Raw genomic sequence first — 15,402 nt, 5'->3', positions numbered from 1 at the left:
TTCACCATGCTTGAAACAATTAAAAAAATTCTATATAATCGGCGGATTAAGGAGAGAATTCTATGCCGAAAAAGATTGTTATTGCCTTAGGCGGCAATGCATTAGGGAATAATTTGGAAGAACAAAGAAAGGCCGTTAAAATTACGGCAAAGGCCATTGCCGATTTAGCCGAAGAAGGTCATCAGGTAATCGTTTCTCACGGAAACGGGCCTCAGGTTGGAATGATTCATTTGGCAATGTCCGAATATCATAAAATCGATCCTAAAACTTCGGAACCCGAACTTGCAGTTTCCGTTGCTATGAGTCAAGGCTATATCGGGAATGATTTGGAAGCCGCTTTAAGGGAAGAACTTTTAAACCGCGGTATCAATAAGCCCGTTGCTACCTTGATAACTCAGGTGCTTGTAGATCCTTCGGATCCTGCCTTTTCAAAACCTACAAAACCCATAGGCAGTTTTATGACCAAGGAAGAAGCCGATATTTTAACCGCTAGGGGTGAAAATGTTGTAGAAGATGCAGGCCGAGGTTACAGGCGGGTTGTGGCTTCTCCCAAGCCCATAGATATTGCAGAAATAGAAAGTATCAGGGCGCTTTGCGATGCAGGCCAAATAGTTATAACCTGTGGAGGCGGAGGTATTCCTGTCGTAAAAAAAGGAAACGCTCTTTGCGGTGTTCCGGCCGTTATCGACAAGGACTTTGCAAGTGCAAAGCTGGCTCAGCTTTTAAATGCAGACTGCCTTATCATCTTGACTGCTGTAGAAAAGGTCGCCATCAACTTTAACAAGCCGGACCAAAAATGGCTTTCAGAAATTTCGGTTGCAGAAGCAAAAAAATATATTGAAGAAGGACACTTTGCTCCCGGTTCCATGCTTCCGAAAGTGCAGGCTGCCATCCAGTTTGCCGAATCCAACAAAAAAGGTTATGCTCTTATTACCCTTTTGGAAAAAGCAAAGGATGCCATCGACGGTAAATCGGGAACAATAATCAGATAGTGGTTACAAATTTAAAACATAAATATTTCGGGCCTTTTTCTTTTTATAAAAATGCCATAAAATTAGCTGTACCTGTAATGGTACAGCTTTTTATTCAATCTCTTGTTTCTCTTATAGACAACTTTATGGTTGCCGACCTAGGCGACCTAAAAATGAGCGGGGTAAATGTTGCCAATCAAATTATCTTTGTATACATAACCGGCCTAAATATTCTTTGCAGTGCGGGCGGAATGTTTATGTCGCAGTATAACGGCACAAAGGATGAAGAAGGAATGCAGCAGGCCTACCGCTTTAAGCAGATATCCGGCATCATATTCGCACTTGTTCTTCTTGTTGTCTGTCTTACAATCCCCGACCTTGTTTTAGGCCTCTTGGTGAATGGTAATACTGCAAAAAAAGAAATAGTAGAGCAGGCCGTAATTTACAGCAATGTTATTCTATTATCGTTTATTCCCACAGCCTTTTCGGTAGGTATAGCCTCTTCTTTCCGTGAAACGGGAAATGTAAAGGTTCCCATGTATATATCCCTTGTTTCAACCCTTATAAATACTATCGGAAACTACATGCTCATATACGGAAATCTGGGTGCCCCTAGGCTTGAGGTCGCAGGAGCTGCCTATGCTACGGTAATTGCCCGCTGTGCCGAGCTTATAATTTTTGTTCTTTATGCAAAAAAAGTTAAGCCTCTTTTCTATGTAAAAATAAAAGAAATGCTTAAAATAAAGCTTCACCTTTTTTATGAGATTTTAAAAAAGTCTGCCCTCATCTTTGTTGCCGATATGTCTTGGGTTCTGAGCGAGATAGTGGCAACGGCTGTTTATAACAGCAGGGGAGGCACTGAAGTTGTAGCCGGTATGTCTGCGGGCTGGACAATTGCCAACCTATTCTTTTTGGTTTTTCCGGCAATAGGTACTTCGGTTGGCGTTATAATAGGCGGTACCCTCGGAAGAAATAAGCTTGAGGAGGCAAGAGAGCAGGCCCGTTGGATTAAAAGAGGTGCTTTTGTACTCGGTCTCGGAACATCCCTTTTAGAGCTTTTTTCGATTATGCTGGTTCCGATTGTGTTCCGTAGTTTAAGTCCTGCTTCTCATGAGGTTACAAGGCTTCTTATAATCTTTATCGCTCTTTATATGCCTGTATGGACCTTTCAAAACACCCAATATGCGATAGCCCGATCCGGAGGGGATGCGGTCATGGGAGTCTGGGTAGATACTACGGTAAATATGTTCTTATTTATGCCCTGCATGCTTTTGTTATATTATTTTACGGATTGGTCTTCACCCATTATGTATGCAATTGCTAAACTTACCAGCATAATGAAAGCTGTCCTTGCCGAAGTCCAGCTAAAAAAAGAACGCTGGGTCAAAAACTTGACTAGGATTGAAAAATAAAATCTCTATTTATAGAAGGAGGATAGTAGTTATATGGAAATATTGATTAGGCCGACCGAAAAAAAGGACCTTCCATTGGTTAAAGCCTTATGGGCTGATGGTGATGTTATGAAATTTGTAGGATTTCCGGACGGTTTGGTTCAAACCGATGAAGAAATGGCCCGTTGGTATGATTGGGTGCTAAAGAACAGTCCTCTATCTATGCATTATTCGATTTTTGAGGGGGAAGTTTATTGCGGAGAAACTTGGTATTCCATCGATACGGTTCATGATAATCTTACAAGTCTTGATATTAAGCTGTTTGCCAAGGCTCGGGGGAGAGGGATTGCCTCTAAGGCCTTGAGTTTTGCTATAGAACAGGCAAGACTTAAAGGTGCGAAAAAGGTTTGGGTTAATCCTGTTCCTCAAAATGAAAAAGCAATCAAACTTTATAAAAGATTAGGTTTTTCCGCCTCTAAGGTACCTGAGCATATTTTAAAAAAAGAGGGAGAGGACGGTTATATTTATATGGAAAAAGAGCTTAGATAAAAAAAGAGCTTGGGTTCAAGTTTGAAACCGCAAGCTCTTTTCCATTAATAGCTCTTTGAATCGCGTGAGCGTCTTGTTTTTTTCATAAGTTTTCGGCGGAGGGCCTTATTCTTTCTGTTTAAAACAGTGGAAGGTTTTTCGTAGAATTCCTTCTTTTTCCATTCGCGGATAATACCTTCTTTTTCGACTTGACGCTTAAATCTTTTTAGAGCTTTTTCAAGATGCTCTGAATCGTCAATTGTTACATATGCCATTTCTTTTTTCACCCCCTCCGGCTTTAGGATTAAGAGTCGATTATATAGAAAATATAAGAATATGTCAATAGGATGATTTTTTGTTTGTATAAATTCCGGCTTGTCTTTTTTTTTGTTTTTCTGTATAATGCGGACTTATCATATAATACACCTTTTCAAAAAGGAAAGCTCGTTCCCGGACTTTTTGAGGCATTTTGCATTTGCCGTTTTACTGACGATGCAAAGGAATTTATTTTGACTAATACCAAGATTAATGTTTTATCGCGTTTAGCCCTTTTGATTGTTGCAATAGTATGGGGTAGTTCTCTTGTTGTTGTAAGCGAAACTACGGATTTTTTTAAACCTAATTTTTTATTGGGCTTAAGATTTTCTATTGCCTGTTTTTTGCTTTGTCTTGTGTTTTATAAAAAATTAAAACTTATAGACAAAGATTATCTTATAAACGGAGGAATTGTAGGTTTTTTTCTGTTTATTGCTTATTCCAGTCAAACCTTCGGCGTTACGACTGCCGGCGGACTCCCCGGACGAAGCGCCTTTTTATCTGCTTCTTATTGCGTAATCGTACCCTTTTTGGGTTGGCTTGTAAACAGGATTCGTCCCGATAGGTACAACGCCTCTGCTGCCGTTTTGTGTATTTTGGGAATAGGTCTTGTATCTTTTAAAGACTTGGTTCTTTCATCCTCTGTAGGAATAACGCTGGGAGATTTTTATGCTCTTTTAAGCGGTCTTCTTTTTGCAAGCCACATTGTAAGTATTACACGATTAAGCAAAAGAAAGGATCCCATTCTTATGACTATTATCCAATTCGGAGCGGCTGCAATTCTTTCATGGCTTGTAACCCTTATTTTTGAAGATAATAGTGCAATAGTTTGGTCTTATTCGTCCATAGGTTCCGTGCTCTATCTTGCTGCAATTTGTACGGGACTGGCTCTTCTTTTACAAAATATAGGACAAAAGCACACCGATGCTTCGAGTGCAGCCATTATTTTAGGTCTTGAATCAATTTTCGGAATTATCTTTTCGGTTATATTTAAGGGTGAAAGTCTTGATGTTTATTCGGTTTTCGGTTTTATCTTAATCTTTATAGCTATAATAATTTCGGAAACAAAGCTTTCATTTTTAAAAAAGACCGAAATTAAAGTCGAAATTGTTTCATAGCTTGAAAAAGCTTTAAACTTTATAGTATAATATTCTTCTAAAATATTGTTAAAATGATGAGGTTAATATGAAAAACGATATAAATTATTTTACATCAGAATCTGTAAGTGAAGGACATCCCGATAAGCTCTGCGATCAGATTTCGGATGCAGTTTTAGATGCATGTTTGAGAGATGACCCTGAAAGCCATGTAGCCTGTGAAACCTTTGCCTCTACCGCTTTGGTGCTTGTCGGCGGAGAGATAACCACAAATACCTATGTAGATATTCAAGAGATTGCACGGTCTATCGCTGAAGAAATAGGCTATACAAATACCGATTTCGGTTTGGACTGCCATTCTATGGCAGTTATGAATATGATCCATTCCCAGTCCCCCGATATTTCGCAAGGGGTAGACGGTACCGGGCTTGATGAATATAAGGGCCAACAAGGGGCCGGAGATCAGGGTATGATGTTCGGTTTTGCCTGCAAGGAAACTCCTGAACTGATGCCTGCTCCCATTATGTTTTCTCATTCTGTATTGAGGTATGCGGCAAAGCTCAGGAAAGAAAAGGTTATTCCTTGGCTCAGACCCGATTCAAAGACTCAGATTACCGTAAAATATGAAGGATTTAAACCTATAAAGATAGATACTGTTGTGCTTTCTCATCAGCACTATCCCGATGTTAAATATGATGAGTTAAAGAATACCTTAATCAATCAGGTTATTAAGCCTGTTTTGGGTCCGACCGGACTTTTGGCAGATGATACCAAATATTTTATTAATCCTACCGGCCGCTTTGTTATAGGGGGTCCCTTTGGAGACACAGGTCTTACCGGAAGAAAAATAATAGTAGACACCTACGGCGGAATGGGAAGACATGGAGGAGGCGCTTTTTCGGGTAAGGATCCGTCAAAGGTTGACCGCTCTGCTGCCTACATGGCTCGATACATTGCAAAAAACGTAGTAGCCGCAGACCTTGCACGCCGCTGCGAAGTTCAGTTAGCCTATGCAATCGGAGTTCCTTTCCCTGTTGCCGTAAGAGTTGATACCTTCGGCACGGGTGAAGTTCCTGAAGAAAAAATAGAAAAGGCAATAAAAGAGGTTTTTGATATGTCTCCGGCAGGCATAATAAAGACTCTGGATTTAAAACGCCCTATCTATAAAGAAACGGCAGCTTACGGACACTTCGGCCGCCCCGAATTCTCATGGGAAAAAACCGACAAGACGGAAGCTCTAAAGAAAGCGGTTAAATAAGCTTATCTGTTATTTGCATTTACACTTAAGTTTTAAGGGAATTATTTAAATGAAAGAGATCGACGATTTTTTTGAGAGAAATAATTTTGATTATAAAATTGATATCGAATATGCAGCTTCAATCCTTTTGGAAGATATGAAAAAAGGATTGGAAAGCGAAGTTGAGTCTGTTTCTTCCATGGATATGATTCCCTTATGGAAAAATCTTCCCACCGATATCCCTAAGGATAAAAAGGTAATAATCATCGATGCGGGAGGAACCAATTTTAGGGCAGGTATTGTCTATTTTGACAAAAAAGGAGAGCCTGAAATTCTTTCTTTTTTTAAGCATCCGATGCCTGCTCTTGACAAGGAAATGACTAATGAAGAGTTCTTTGACAGCATTGCCGAATACTTAGAACCTTTAAAAGATGAGTCCGATATGATTTCCTTTTGCTTTTCCTATGCCATAAAGATTTTTCCCGACGGCGGCGGACAGGCTATTAAACTTTCAAAAGAAATAAAACTGCCCTATATCGGCGATTGCAAAATAAATGAAGGGCTTTTTCAAGCCTTATCTCGTAAGGGTTGGAAAAAAATAAAAAAAATTATAATGGTGAACGATACCGCTGCAGTTCTCCAGTCAGGAATTTTTTCTGAAACCGACGATCAGAGCTTTGACTCTCACATAGGCTTTGTTCTAGGGACGGGGCTAAATTCAGCATATATCGAATACGGAAAGATTGAAAAACTCAAAAGTACCGAATTTTACGATAAACCACAGATAATCGTATGCGAGTCGGGAAAGAGCAATAAGATTCCTCAAAGTAAATTCGATAAAATCTTATCCGAAAATTCCAATTTAAAAAACGAGTATTTTTTGGAAAGAATGTGTTCAGGACGCTATCTTGGAGAGCTTTGTTCAATTGCATTAAGGACGGGTGCTGCCGAGGGAATTTTTTCGCCGCGGGTCAACAAGATGCTTTTAAATTCCTCTGATTTTTCAAGTGAAGAGATTTCTTTGTTTTTAAAGGAACAAAATCACGATAAAAATATTTTTTCCGGTATAATCGAAGCTCATTCGGTTTCGGAAGACTATGTTAAAATCTATTCCATATGTAAATGCTTTTTTGAGAGAGCCGGAAGGCTTTCAGCTGCCGTAATTGCTGCCGCTTGTATAAAAACCGGTAAGGGTAAATCGCCGGATAAGCCCATCTGTATAAGTGCTGACGGTTCGATGTTTTTAAAAGGTTTTTTGATTAAAGAAAGAATCTTTAAGAGTTTACACACCTGTTTAACCGAAAAAAGAGGAATTTACTTTGTTCTTAAAACAAATGATGAGGCTGTAACCTTGGGTACAGCTCTTGCAGCCTTTTTAAATTAAATAATAAATCTTAATTTTTTTTAATATGTTGACATTTTATTTTCTTTTTGCTAAAATTATACCTGATAAATCGTTATGGTTTATACTTTAGTTATGGGAGATCGAAATGCGTAAATGAGTTTATATCTTCGAGGTAATTTTACTTCCGGCTTATAATACGGAAACAAAAACGAAGGACCTTTTGCGAATTTTGCTTTTTCCGCCGCCTTCTTTTTGATTCCTTCAAAATTGTCTTTATAGCCTTTTTGTAAATTTATTTTGAAAAACTCGTTATCTCCCAATCTTTTTTAAATGGAGGAGAGTTTATGAAAAAACATCTCATGGTTATTGTTACAGGTGCCGTGATCGGTATTGCGGCCCTCGTATTGGTTAGGTTCGGAAATCCGGGAAACATGGGTTTTTGTATTGCATGTTTTTTGCGGGACATTGCCGGCGCCTTAAAACTGCATAATGCAGGAGTTGTTCAGTATATGAGACCTGAGGTAATAGGTCTTATAATCGGTGCCTTTATACTGGCTTTTGTAAAAAAAGAATTTAAGCCGAGAGGCGGATCTGCTGCCTTTACACGATTTACTCTAGGTTTCTTTGTTATGATAGGAGCCTTGGTTTTCTTAGGCTGTCCTTTGAGAATGTTTTTACGCTTGGGAGCAGGAGATTTAAATGCTGTTTTCGGTTTAGTAGGCTTTATTGCCGGAATTGTAATCGGTATCTTCTTCTTAAATAAAAACTTTTCTCTTAGCAGGGCTCATAATCAGTCAAAGCAGGAAGGTGTAATTCCTATAATCTTTATGATTGTTTTCTTTGTTCTTTTGGTTGCCTTCCCCTCAGCTCTTGCTTTTAGCGAAAAAGGTCCCGGTGCTATGAAGGCTCCGATTTTCTTGGCATTGGCTGTAGGTCTTGTTGTAGGCGGTCTTGCTCAAAGAAGCAGAATGTGTACTGTAGGCGGAATTCGAGATGCAATCATGCTTAAAGATTTTCACCTATTGTGGGGAAGCCTTACTATTTTGGTAACTGTTGTAGTAGGTTCGTTAATTTTAGGTAAGTTCAATTTAAGTTTTGCCGGTCAGCCCGTAGCCCACACAGACGGCTTATGGAATGCCCTTGGAATGGTTTTAGTCGGCTGGGCAAGCGTTCTTTTGGGCGGCTGTCCTTTAAGACAGCTCATATTGACGGGTGAAGGAAACAGCGATTCAGCAATTACTGTTGTAGGGCTTATCGCCGGTGCTGCTTTTGCCCATAACTTCGGCCTGGCTTCCTCCGGTAAAGGACCGACAAGTGCCGGAATGATTGCTGTTGTTGTAGGTTTGATTCTTACAGCTTTTGTAAGTATCTATTATTCTTTGAAAAATAAATAAGTTTTTATTAGGAGAAGATTATGTCTGATATTATTGTAGATGCCCGAGGGCTTGCTTGCCCTGAGCCTGTGGTTTTAACCAAGAAAGCTCTTGCTGTAAATTCCGCCTTCGTTGTGTTGGTAGATAATGAAACATCAAAAGAAAATATAAAACGCTTTTGCGATAATGCAAAGGCTAAAACAAAGATTGAACCTAGCGATGACGGCTGGAAAATTGCCGTATCAAAATAATGAAAGAGTATTTGATTACCTTTCATACGCATTATGATTCTCTTGTCTGCATGAGGGCCGTGAACAAAACGGATAATGCTAAGACAGGAGAGTTGACTGCAAAATTGGTTCCGGTGCCGCGCTCTGTAAGTTCAAGCTGCGGCACTGCATTAAAATTAATTTTTAAAGAAGGCCTTGCTTTTGATAAAGATTATTTTAGTCAATTTGATTACGATGCTTTTTATTTTTTAAGTGAAGACGGTAAGTACGTTGAGGTGTGATGGTGCGATTAAAGGCGGCAGTGTTACGGAAGCTTTCCGATTTGGATGGATTCCATCAATACTGCCGCCGCTTTTTATTAGTTAATTATTTTGTTTTTAACGCATCCAGTTTTTGTTTTAATTCTGCAAGAACCTTTTCTATTTCTTCATAAGTTTCTAAGGTTTCCAGATGAGCTCTTCCTTCTTTAATTATTTTTTCCAATTTTTTTTGTTCTCCCTTTTTATAATTGTCGGGATTTTTGTAGTTTACAAGTTCCTTAATTGAAGCATCAAGCACCAAAGCCTGTAAAACCGCATTCTTTACTGCAAGGGAAGCTGCTGTGGCTCCTCCTACTGCATCAACTCCCGGAGCTCCGGGGAAACCGACATTCATTTTTTTGACATCTTCTATGGTAAGGTTTTTATACTTTTCAAAACCTTTTCCTGACAAATATTTTTTCCAGTAAGCTTTGTTGCTTGCTGCAGCTCCTATAACATCTGCTGCGATAGATGCCTCCGTGTTTTTCTCGTCATCACTTACTTTGATGATTTTACCTTGGTCATCAACGGTTACATCGATACATACTGAATATCCATATTCATAATTAGTACCGGCAGGGGTCGAGCCGGCTACCTTTGCAGTTCCGTAAAGCATCTCCGGTTCGCAAGCAAAAGCAAATACTAAAAGAGTTGTTACAAAGAATCCTATAGCTTTTATCTTTTTACTCATTTTTATCATATTCCTCCGTAAACAAGATTTTGTTAGCAATAGTATACTCTTATATAATTAAATGTTCAATAGCTCTTTTTTTGTCTTGACCATAAGTTAAAATTATGAGATACTGCATCACGGAGGCTGATATGAGCTGTTCACTTATTAATGAAGATTTCGATTTATTAAAAGCTGCAAAGAATCCGGGCTGAGGTGCAAAGCTGAGTGCGGGTGCACTCGATAAACTTTTAAAAAATTTTTCCGTAAGGAATGACGATAATTTACTCGTAGGTTTTAATACTTCAGATGATGCTGCCGTCTATAAGATAAACGATGAAACGGCTCTTATATCTACTATAGATTTTTTTCCGCCGGTTTCAGGCGATCCTTATATATTCGGGCAAGTTGCCGCCGCAAATTCTTTAAGCGATATTTATGCGATGGGCGGGGAGCCTAAGCTCGCCTTAAATCTTTTTTGTATTACCAAAGATATGCCTGAAGATATGATAAAAGAAATTTTACGCGGCGGTTTTGATAAGGTTTATGAGGCCGGTGCTATAGTCTGCGGAGGGCATACTATTTATGATGACTCGCCCAAGTACGGTTTGGCTGTAAACGGTTTTGTTCATCCTAAAAAGATTTTGGAAAATTCTACAGCAAAGGAAGGCGATGTTTTAATTTTGACTAAGCCTATCGGCACGGGCATTTTACTTACGGCTTCAAAGGCCGACATGTCGCCGCCGGAAGAACTTGACCGCTGTTATAAGATTATGGCTTTTTTAAATGCGAAGGCCCGCAACATCATGGTAAAATATAAAATAAATGCCTGTACCGACATTACCGGTTTCGGTCTTCTCGGTCATCTTTATGAGATGGGGAAGGGAAGCGATATGAGTATTGAAGTTGATTATAAATCCGTTCCTATTTATAAATCCGTAATTGAAAGTGCCGAAATGGGTATGATGCCGGCAGGAGTTTACTCCAATAGAAATTTTGTGGGAGATAATGTTGTCTTTGAAAATGTTCCCCTTGCCTACCAAGACCTGATGTTCGATCCTCAAACTTCGGGAGGGCTTTTGATTTCGGTAGACAAGGACGATGCCGCTGCTCTTTACGAGGAACTGTCTCAAGCTATGGAAAATACTCCCTGCGGCAAACCTGCCATTATAGGCCTTGTTACCAAGCGGGAAGAAAAAATTCTTAGGGTGAGTTAAGCCCTTGGGCAAAGCTCCTTTACGGCCTTTATGGCAGTTTCAATTTCTTCTTCTATTGTAAAGGGGCCTGTGGAAAATCTTACCGTGCCTTGCGGAAAAGTGCCGATGGACTTATGAGCCGAAGGCGAACAATGGAGGCCGCAGCGGGTAAGGATACCGTATTTTTCTTCGAGAGAGGCACCGGCTTCAGCATTGTCCATAAATTCGGAAAAGTCTATCGAAACAATTCCGACCCTGTTTTCAGTTGACTCTCCTCCCGCTATTTTTATCGGAAGGTCTTTTATTCCGTCCAAAAATAGTTTAAGCAGTTTTTGTTCTTTTGTGTGAATATTTTGAATTCCGAAAGCATCCAACCATTTCAGGCTGTGGTGAAGACCTGCAATGCCGATTATGTTTTGAGTTCCGGCTTCGAATTTATCGGGCATAAAGGAGGGCGTTACTTCCGAATCGGATGCACTTCCTGTTCCGCCTGTGATGAGGGGCTCAACCTTTTTTGCAAAATCCTTATCGAATAAGATGCCTCCCGTTCCTTGGGGGCCGAGTAAGCCCTTATGGCCTGTAAAGCAAAAGGCTGCCGGTTTTAATTTTGCAAGGTCGACGGGAATGTGGCCGGCAGTTTGGGCTCCGTCTATTACTAAAGGAATATTGTGCTTTTTTAAGATTGAGGCAATTTCTTCGATAGGCTGAATAAAGCCCGTTACATTTGAAGCATGTGAAAAAACGGCAAGACGGGTTTCAGGCCTTATCATAGATTCGATTAAGGATGTATCTACAAAGGCTCCTCCGTTTTTTAAGATTGCAGGAATGCGGTCAATCTTGACGCCTAATTTTTCCATTTGAACCAGAGGACGCATTACGGCATTATGCTCAAAGGAGCTTGTTAAAACCCTGTCGCCCGATTTGAGAAAACCCTTGATAATATAGTTTAAACTTGCCGTAACTCCCGATGTAAAAATAACATGGGTTGCCGGCTGAAAATTAAAGAGCTTACACAAGAGTTCTCTTGTTTCGATGACGGCAAGACCTGCTTCTTCGGTTTCGGTATAGGTACTGCGGTTAATATTTCCCGTTCCTATATTAACCGCCCTTGCAAGAGCTTGATCGAGACCGGGAGCCTTAGGAAAAGCACCGGCCGCATTGTCTAAAAAGATACGCTTTTTCATAAGATTTATTATCCTCCGTTAAAATTTATTATACTTCGGATAGTTTTTTAAGTCAATTGAATGGATGAAGGGGTATCTGCAATTACAAAATCAGCATTGCATCTCCGTAAGAAAAGAATTTATATTTTTCTTCGACGGCATGGCGGTAGGCTTTAAAAATATTTTCTTTTCCTGCAAGGGCGGAGACCAGCATTACGAGGCTCGACTCCGGGGTGTGAAAATTGGTAAAGAGTTTATCTATCAGTTTAAATTTATATGAGGGGTAAATAAAAATATCCGTGGACTGATTGCCCCGTTTTAATTCTTTTCTTTTTTCGTCCCATGCGGATTCGAGAGTACGCACGGTGGTCGTTCCTACGGCTATAATAGGCCTTCCTTCCTTCTTGGCTTTTTCAACGGCCTGAGCCGTTTTTTCCGAAATAAAAAAATGTTCGGTGTGCATCTTATGGTCTTCTATTTTTTCAGCCCGTACGGGAAGAAAGGTACCGAGTCCCACATGGAGGGTTACATATTCAATATCGATTCCCTTATCCCTTATTTTTGAAAGCACCTCTTGGGTAAAGTGGAGGCCTGCAGTGGGAGCCGCAATCGAGCCGTAGATTTCTGCATAGACGGTCTGATAGCGGTCTGCATCTTCTTGAGTATCTTTTCGGTGAATGTAGGGAGGCAGGGGCATGTGCCCGTATTTATCGAGCCACTCATCATCGATAACCCTATTAAATTTCATACAGCGGAATTCGCTTTCGAGAGGTATCGCGGACTCGATTATTTCAGCTTCCGTTCCGTCTTCAAATAAAAAGGTCTTCCCGGGTTTTTGGCGTTTTGCTTTTTTTGCCATAACCTGCCAAAGGGAACCGTCCGAGTCCTTCATAGGATTAATCATTAAAAATTCGCATACTGCATTTGTCTTGCTTTTTGCATAAATGCGGGCATGACGCACCTTCGAGTTATTAAAAACCATCAGGGCATTTTTTGGAAGAATTTCAGGCAGCTCTGTAAAAAGCCTGTCTTCAAGTTTTCCGCTTTGTTTGTCTAAAATTAAAAGCCTGTCGCCGCCTCTTTTTTCGGAGGGCGATTGAGCTATCAGCTCTTCCGGTAAGTCAAAGTTAAATTCTTTTGTAAGCATAGTTTTCCATCAAAATAAGTGTTGTTATATTGTTTGTTCACCAAACAAGGATAAAATTTTTTTATCCCCGAAGAGTTTTGCATACCCAAGGGCAGACATACCTAGGCCGTCCTTGATGTTACAGTCGGCTCCGTGCTTTACAAGCATTTCCACAACATCGGCTTCATGACGGCCTACCGAAAGAATCAAGGCTGTTTGTCCGTCCTTGCTTTGAATATTGGTATCGGCTTTTTTTTCGAGGAGGGCTTGTACCGCTTCAAGGTATCCGACTTGAGCCGCATCCATCAAGGCCGAGTAGTTTCTGTCTTCTGCGCAAAGGTTTATTGCCGCCCCTTTTTCAAGCAGGAGTTCAAGTGTTTCAAAACATTTGTTTCTTACGGCAAGGGATAAAACCGGTGTTCCGAGGGAATCTTTTTGCGAAGGGTCAAAGCCTGCATCGATAAAAAGTTCTACGATTTCTTTTTCGTTATTTTTAACCGCACGCACATAATTCGGAATAAAAAGAGAATAACCGTTTTCTAAAAGTTTTGCACGGGCCAGCTCTTTAAGCTGATTTTCCGTAAAGCGTTTTTTTTCTACCTCAAAATAGGACTCAAAGGACTTAATTGTCAGCATAACAAAAGAACGCAAAAAGTTCTTCGGCAGTTCGAGCTTTTCGCTTTCTTCAAGTACAAGAACCGGAAGATTTAAACCTGTGGCATAGCCCGAAAAAAACATAAAGCCCAAATAGGCAGCAGGATTTTTACTGTAAATAAAGAGAACATGAGTAATGTTTTTCATAATATGGCGCGGCGTGTGTAAATTTTCATCTTTCCATATCTCATCTTCATTGTATAAAGTTACATCACATTCATGGGATATGATTATATTTTTAATAGCCATCGCTGCGTCTTTTTTCTTTTCATCATAGAAAATAGCGACATTCATAAAGCTTATTATATCTTCTTATAAAAAAAAAGTAAATAGAAGAGATTTTATGCTGGTATAATTTTAAAAACTATATTATAATAATTCTATGAGAAAAAAAGAGCTTTGTTCAAAAGATACTAATCTAAGGGCTGCATATATCACCCCTCATCCTCCGATTATAATTCCCGAGATAGGCAGGGGAGAGGAGAAAAAAATAGCTTCAACTTCTAAGGCTCTTAAAACCATATCGAAAGAAGTAAAGCAAATAGAACCTGAAACTATTATAATCATTACTCCACATGCAAAAATGCACCGAGGGGCAGTTACAATAAATACGGCTCCTCTTATCGAAGGAACTATGGCTCAATTCGGTTGTCCCGATTTGCGTTTTTCGGCAAAAAACGATGAGCGGATTGTAAAAGAAATAATCAAAAAATGCAAAAAGACAGGCTTCCCTTATGCGGCTGTAGATATGAATCTAGATCACGGCTCCTTTGTTCCGCTTTATTTTATAAGTTCCGAGTTTTTAAATTTTTCTCTTGTGCATATAAATTATGGAATTATGTTGAGCGCAATGCTTGAAGAATTCGGGTCAATTCTTTCCGATATTATTGAAGAAAAAAAATGCAAATCGGTTTTTATTGCGAGCGGAGATCTTTCACATCGGCTTCTTTCTACAGGCCCTTACGGTTTTGCCCCTGAAGGACCCAAATTCGATAAGGAATTTGTAAGAATTATAGAAAAGGGAAGCCTTTCCGAATTTGCCGATATTCCTCCTTTGCTTACCGAAAGGGCGGGGGAGTGCGGGCTTAATTCTTTTTTAATTTTATCGGGGCTTTTATCCTGCTATAAACATTCTCAAGAGCTGCTTTCCTACGAAGGCCCATTCGGAGTCGGATACGGTGTTGCTCGATTTAAGGTTGAATCTATAAGGCAGACGGAAGATGAGGACTTAGAGGTTGTTTTTAAAGAAAAAAAGAAATTTCTATTGCCCGATTCTCAAACAAACGACCCTTATATAAATCTTGCACGAAGGAGTATTATCTACTATTTAAAGCATAATAAGTTTTTAAAGCCTAAGAATACCGAGGGCATCCAATCGGGAAAGGCCGGCGTTTTTGTATGCTTAAAGAAAAAAGGGGAGCTTCGAGGATGTATAGGTACAATACTTCCTACCAAAAGCCGCATAAGTGAAGAAATAATTAAAAATGCAGTATCGGCAGCTTTGAATGATCCACGGTTTCTTCCTGTCGATTTATCCGAAATGGACGAAATTGTTTGTTCTGTCGATATTCTTTTAGAACCGGAAGAAATAAAATCGATTTCGGATTTGGATGTAAAACGTTTCGGTGTAATAGTCTCATCGGGTTCGAGGACCGGACTTCTTTTACCCAACCTTGAAGGTATCGATTCCGCCGGTATGCAGGTCGCCATAGCTCTTCAAAAAGGCAGAATAAGCCCCGAAGAACCTTACCGTATGTACCGCTTTGAAGTTATAAGGCATGAATAAAAAAACGAGGTTAAAAAAATT

General features: G+C 39.8%; 16 protein-coding genes. 11 read left to right on the top strand and 5 right to left on the bottom strand.

Features of this window, described 5'->3' with window-relative positions:
• The first annotated feature begins 62 nt into the window (after nt 1-62).
• From arcC to HGJ18_RS08685, 3 genes are read left to right on the top strand one after another with little or no spacing between them, the layout of a single operon-like run.
• Complete coding sequence (gene arcC / locus HGJ18_RS08695) at nt 63-992, top strand: carbamate kinase (protein WP_253695853.1); 930 nt, start codon at nt 63-65, stop codon at nt 990-992.
• The gene (locus HGJ18_RS08690) at nt 992-2,383 is read left to right on the top strand and encodes an MATE family efflux transporter (protein WP_253695851.1); all 1,392 of its coding nucleotides are present in this window, start codon (nt 992-994) and stop codon (nt 2,381-2,383) included. Before arcC ends, HGJ18_RS08690 begins: the two co-directional genes overlap by 1 nt.
• 33 nt (nt 2,384-2,416) lie before the next feature.
• Nucleotides 2,417-2,911: a GNAT family N-acetyltransferase gene (locus HGJ18_RS08685; RefSeq protein ID WP_002673963.1), complete on the top strand. Its 495-nt coding sequence runs from the start codon at nt 2,417-2,419 to the stop codon at nt 2,909-2,911.
• Nucleotides 2,912-2,955: 44 nt separating this feature from the next.
• On the opposite strand, the gene rpsU is transcribed toward HGJ18_RS08685, so the two are convergent.
• Nucleotides 2,956-3,165, bottom strand: a complete 210-nt coding sequence (gene rpsU / locus HGJ18_RS08680) for a 30S ribosomal protein S21 (RefSeq protein WP_002673965.1) — start codon at nt 3,163-3,165, stop codon at nt 2,956-2,958.
• An 84-nt stretch (nt 3,166-3,249) separates the two neighbouring features.
• Between rpsU and HGJ18_RS08675 the strand changes: the two genes are divergently transcribed.
• The 6 genes from HGJ18_RS08675 to HGJ18_RS08650 all read left to right on the top strand — a co-directional run bounded on the left by HGJ18_RS08675 (nt 3,250) and on the right by HGJ18_RS08650 (nt 8,768).
• Nucleotides 3,250-4,323 carry a DMT family transporter gene (locus tag HGJ18_RS08675; RefSeq protein ID WP_010697994.1) on the top strand — a complete coding sequence of 358 codons (1,074 nt, stop codon included), beginning with the start codon at nt 3,250-3,252 and terminating at the stop codon, nt 4,321-4,323.
• A 67-nt stretch (nt 4,324-4,390) separates the two neighbouring features.
• Nucleotides 4,391-5,560 carry a methionine adenosyltransferase gene (metK, locus tag HGJ18_RS08670; protein ID WP_253695849.1) on the top strand — a complete coding sequence of 390 codons (1,170 nt, stop codon included), beginning with the start codon at nt 4,391-4,393 and terminating at the stop codon, nt 5,558-5,560.
• Nucleotides 5,561-5,609: 49 nt separating this feature from the next.
• Nucleotides 5,610-6,923: a hexokinase family protein gene (locus HGJ18_RS08665; RefSeq protein ID WP_253695847.1), complete on the top strand. Its 1,314-nt coding sequence runs from the start codon at nt 5,610-5,612 to the stop codon at nt 6,921-6,923.
• Between the two features lie 305 nt (nt 6,924-7,228).
• Complete coding sequence (gene yedE / locus HGJ18_RS08660; RefSeq protein WP_253695846.1) at nt 7,229-8,278, top strand: YedE family putative selenium transporter; 1,050 nt, start codon at nt 7,229-7,231, stop codon at nt 8,276-8,278.
• A 20-nt stretch (nt 8,279-8,298) separates the two neighbouring features.
• Nucleotides 8,299-8,508, top strand: a complete 210-nt coding sequence (locus tag HGJ18_RS08655; RefSeq protein WP_002667494.1) for a sulfurtransferase TusA family protein — start codon at nt 8,299-8,301, stop codon at nt 8,506-8,508.
• Nucleotides 8,508-8,768, top strand: coding sequence for a putative Se/S carrier protein (locus HGJ18_RS08650; RefSeq protein ID WP_002684139.1), 261 nt, complete (start codon nt 8,508-8,510; stop codon nt 8,766-8,768). The genes HGJ18_RS08655 and HGJ18_RS08650 overlap by 1 nt, the downstream gene beginning before the upstream one ends.
• A gap of 85 nt (nt 8,769-8,853) precedes the next feature.
• Here HGJ18_RS08650 and HGJ18_RS08645 read toward each other — a convergent pair whose 3' ends face one another.
• Nucleotides 8,854-9,477, bottom strand: a complete 624-nt coding sequence (locus HGJ18_RS08645) for an FMN-binding protein (RefSeq protein ID WP_253695844.1) — start codon at nt 9,475-9,477, stop codon at nt 8,854-8,856.
• Between the two features lie 131 nt (nt 9,478-9,608).
• Here HGJ18_RS08645 and selD point away from each other — a divergent pair, with 131 nt between their 5' ends.
• Nucleotides 9,609-10,673: a selenide, water dikinase SelD gene (selD, locus tag HGJ18_RS08640; protein WP_253695842.1), complete on the top strand. Its 1,065-nt coding sequence runs from the start codon at nt 9,609-9,611 to the stop codon at nt 10,671-10,673.
• Here the strand turns inward: selD and HGJ18_RS08635 are convergent.
• The 3 genes from HGJ18_RS08635 to HGJ18_RS08625 form a co-directional block, all read right to left on the bottom strand.
• Nucleotides 10,670-11,836: an aminotransferase class V-fold PLP-dependent enzyme gene (locus tag HGJ18_RS08635; protein ID WP_253695835.1), complete on the bottom strand. Its 1,167-nt coding sequence runs from the start codon at nt 11,834-11,836 to the stop codon at nt 10,670-10,672. The genes selD and HGJ18_RS08635 overlap by 4 nt on opposite strands.
• Before the next feature lie 82 nt (nt 11,837-11,918).
• Nucleotides 11,919-12,962 carry a tRNA preQ1(34) S-adenosylmethionine ribosyltransferase-isomerase QueA gene (gene queA / locus HGJ18_RS08630; RefSeq protein ID WP_253695833.1) on the bottom strand — a complete coding sequence of 348 codons (1,044 nt, stop codon included), beginning with the start codon at nt 12,960-12,962 and terminating at the stop codon, nt 11,919-11,921.
• 24 nt (nt 12,963-12,986) lie between these two features.
• Nucleotides 12,987-13,889, bottom strand: a complete 903-nt coding sequence (locus HGJ18_RS08625) for an ankyrin repeat domain-containing protein (protein ID WP_253695831.1) — start codon at nt 13,887-13,889, stop codon at nt 12,987-12,989.
• An 88-nt stretch (nt 13,890-13,977) separates the two neighbouring features.
• Here HGJ18_RS08625 and amrA point away from each other — a divergent pair, with 88 nt between their 5' ends.
• The gene (gene amrA, locus HGJ18_RS08620) at nt 13,978-15,381 is read left to right on the top strand and encodes an AmmeMemoRadiSam system protein A (protein WP_253695829.1); all 1,404 of its coding nucleotides are present in this window, start codon (nt 13,978-13,980) and stop codon (nt 15,379-15,381) included.
• Nucleotides 15,382-15,402 lie beyond the last annotated feature (21 nt).

This window comes from Treponema denticola (assembly GCF_024181405.1).
Taxonomy (GTDB): domain Bacteria; phylum Spirochaetota; class Spirochaetia; order Treponematales; family Treponemataceae; genus Treponema_B; species Treponema_B denticola_D.
This window is presented reverse-complemented; position numbering and strand designations above follow the sequence as displayed.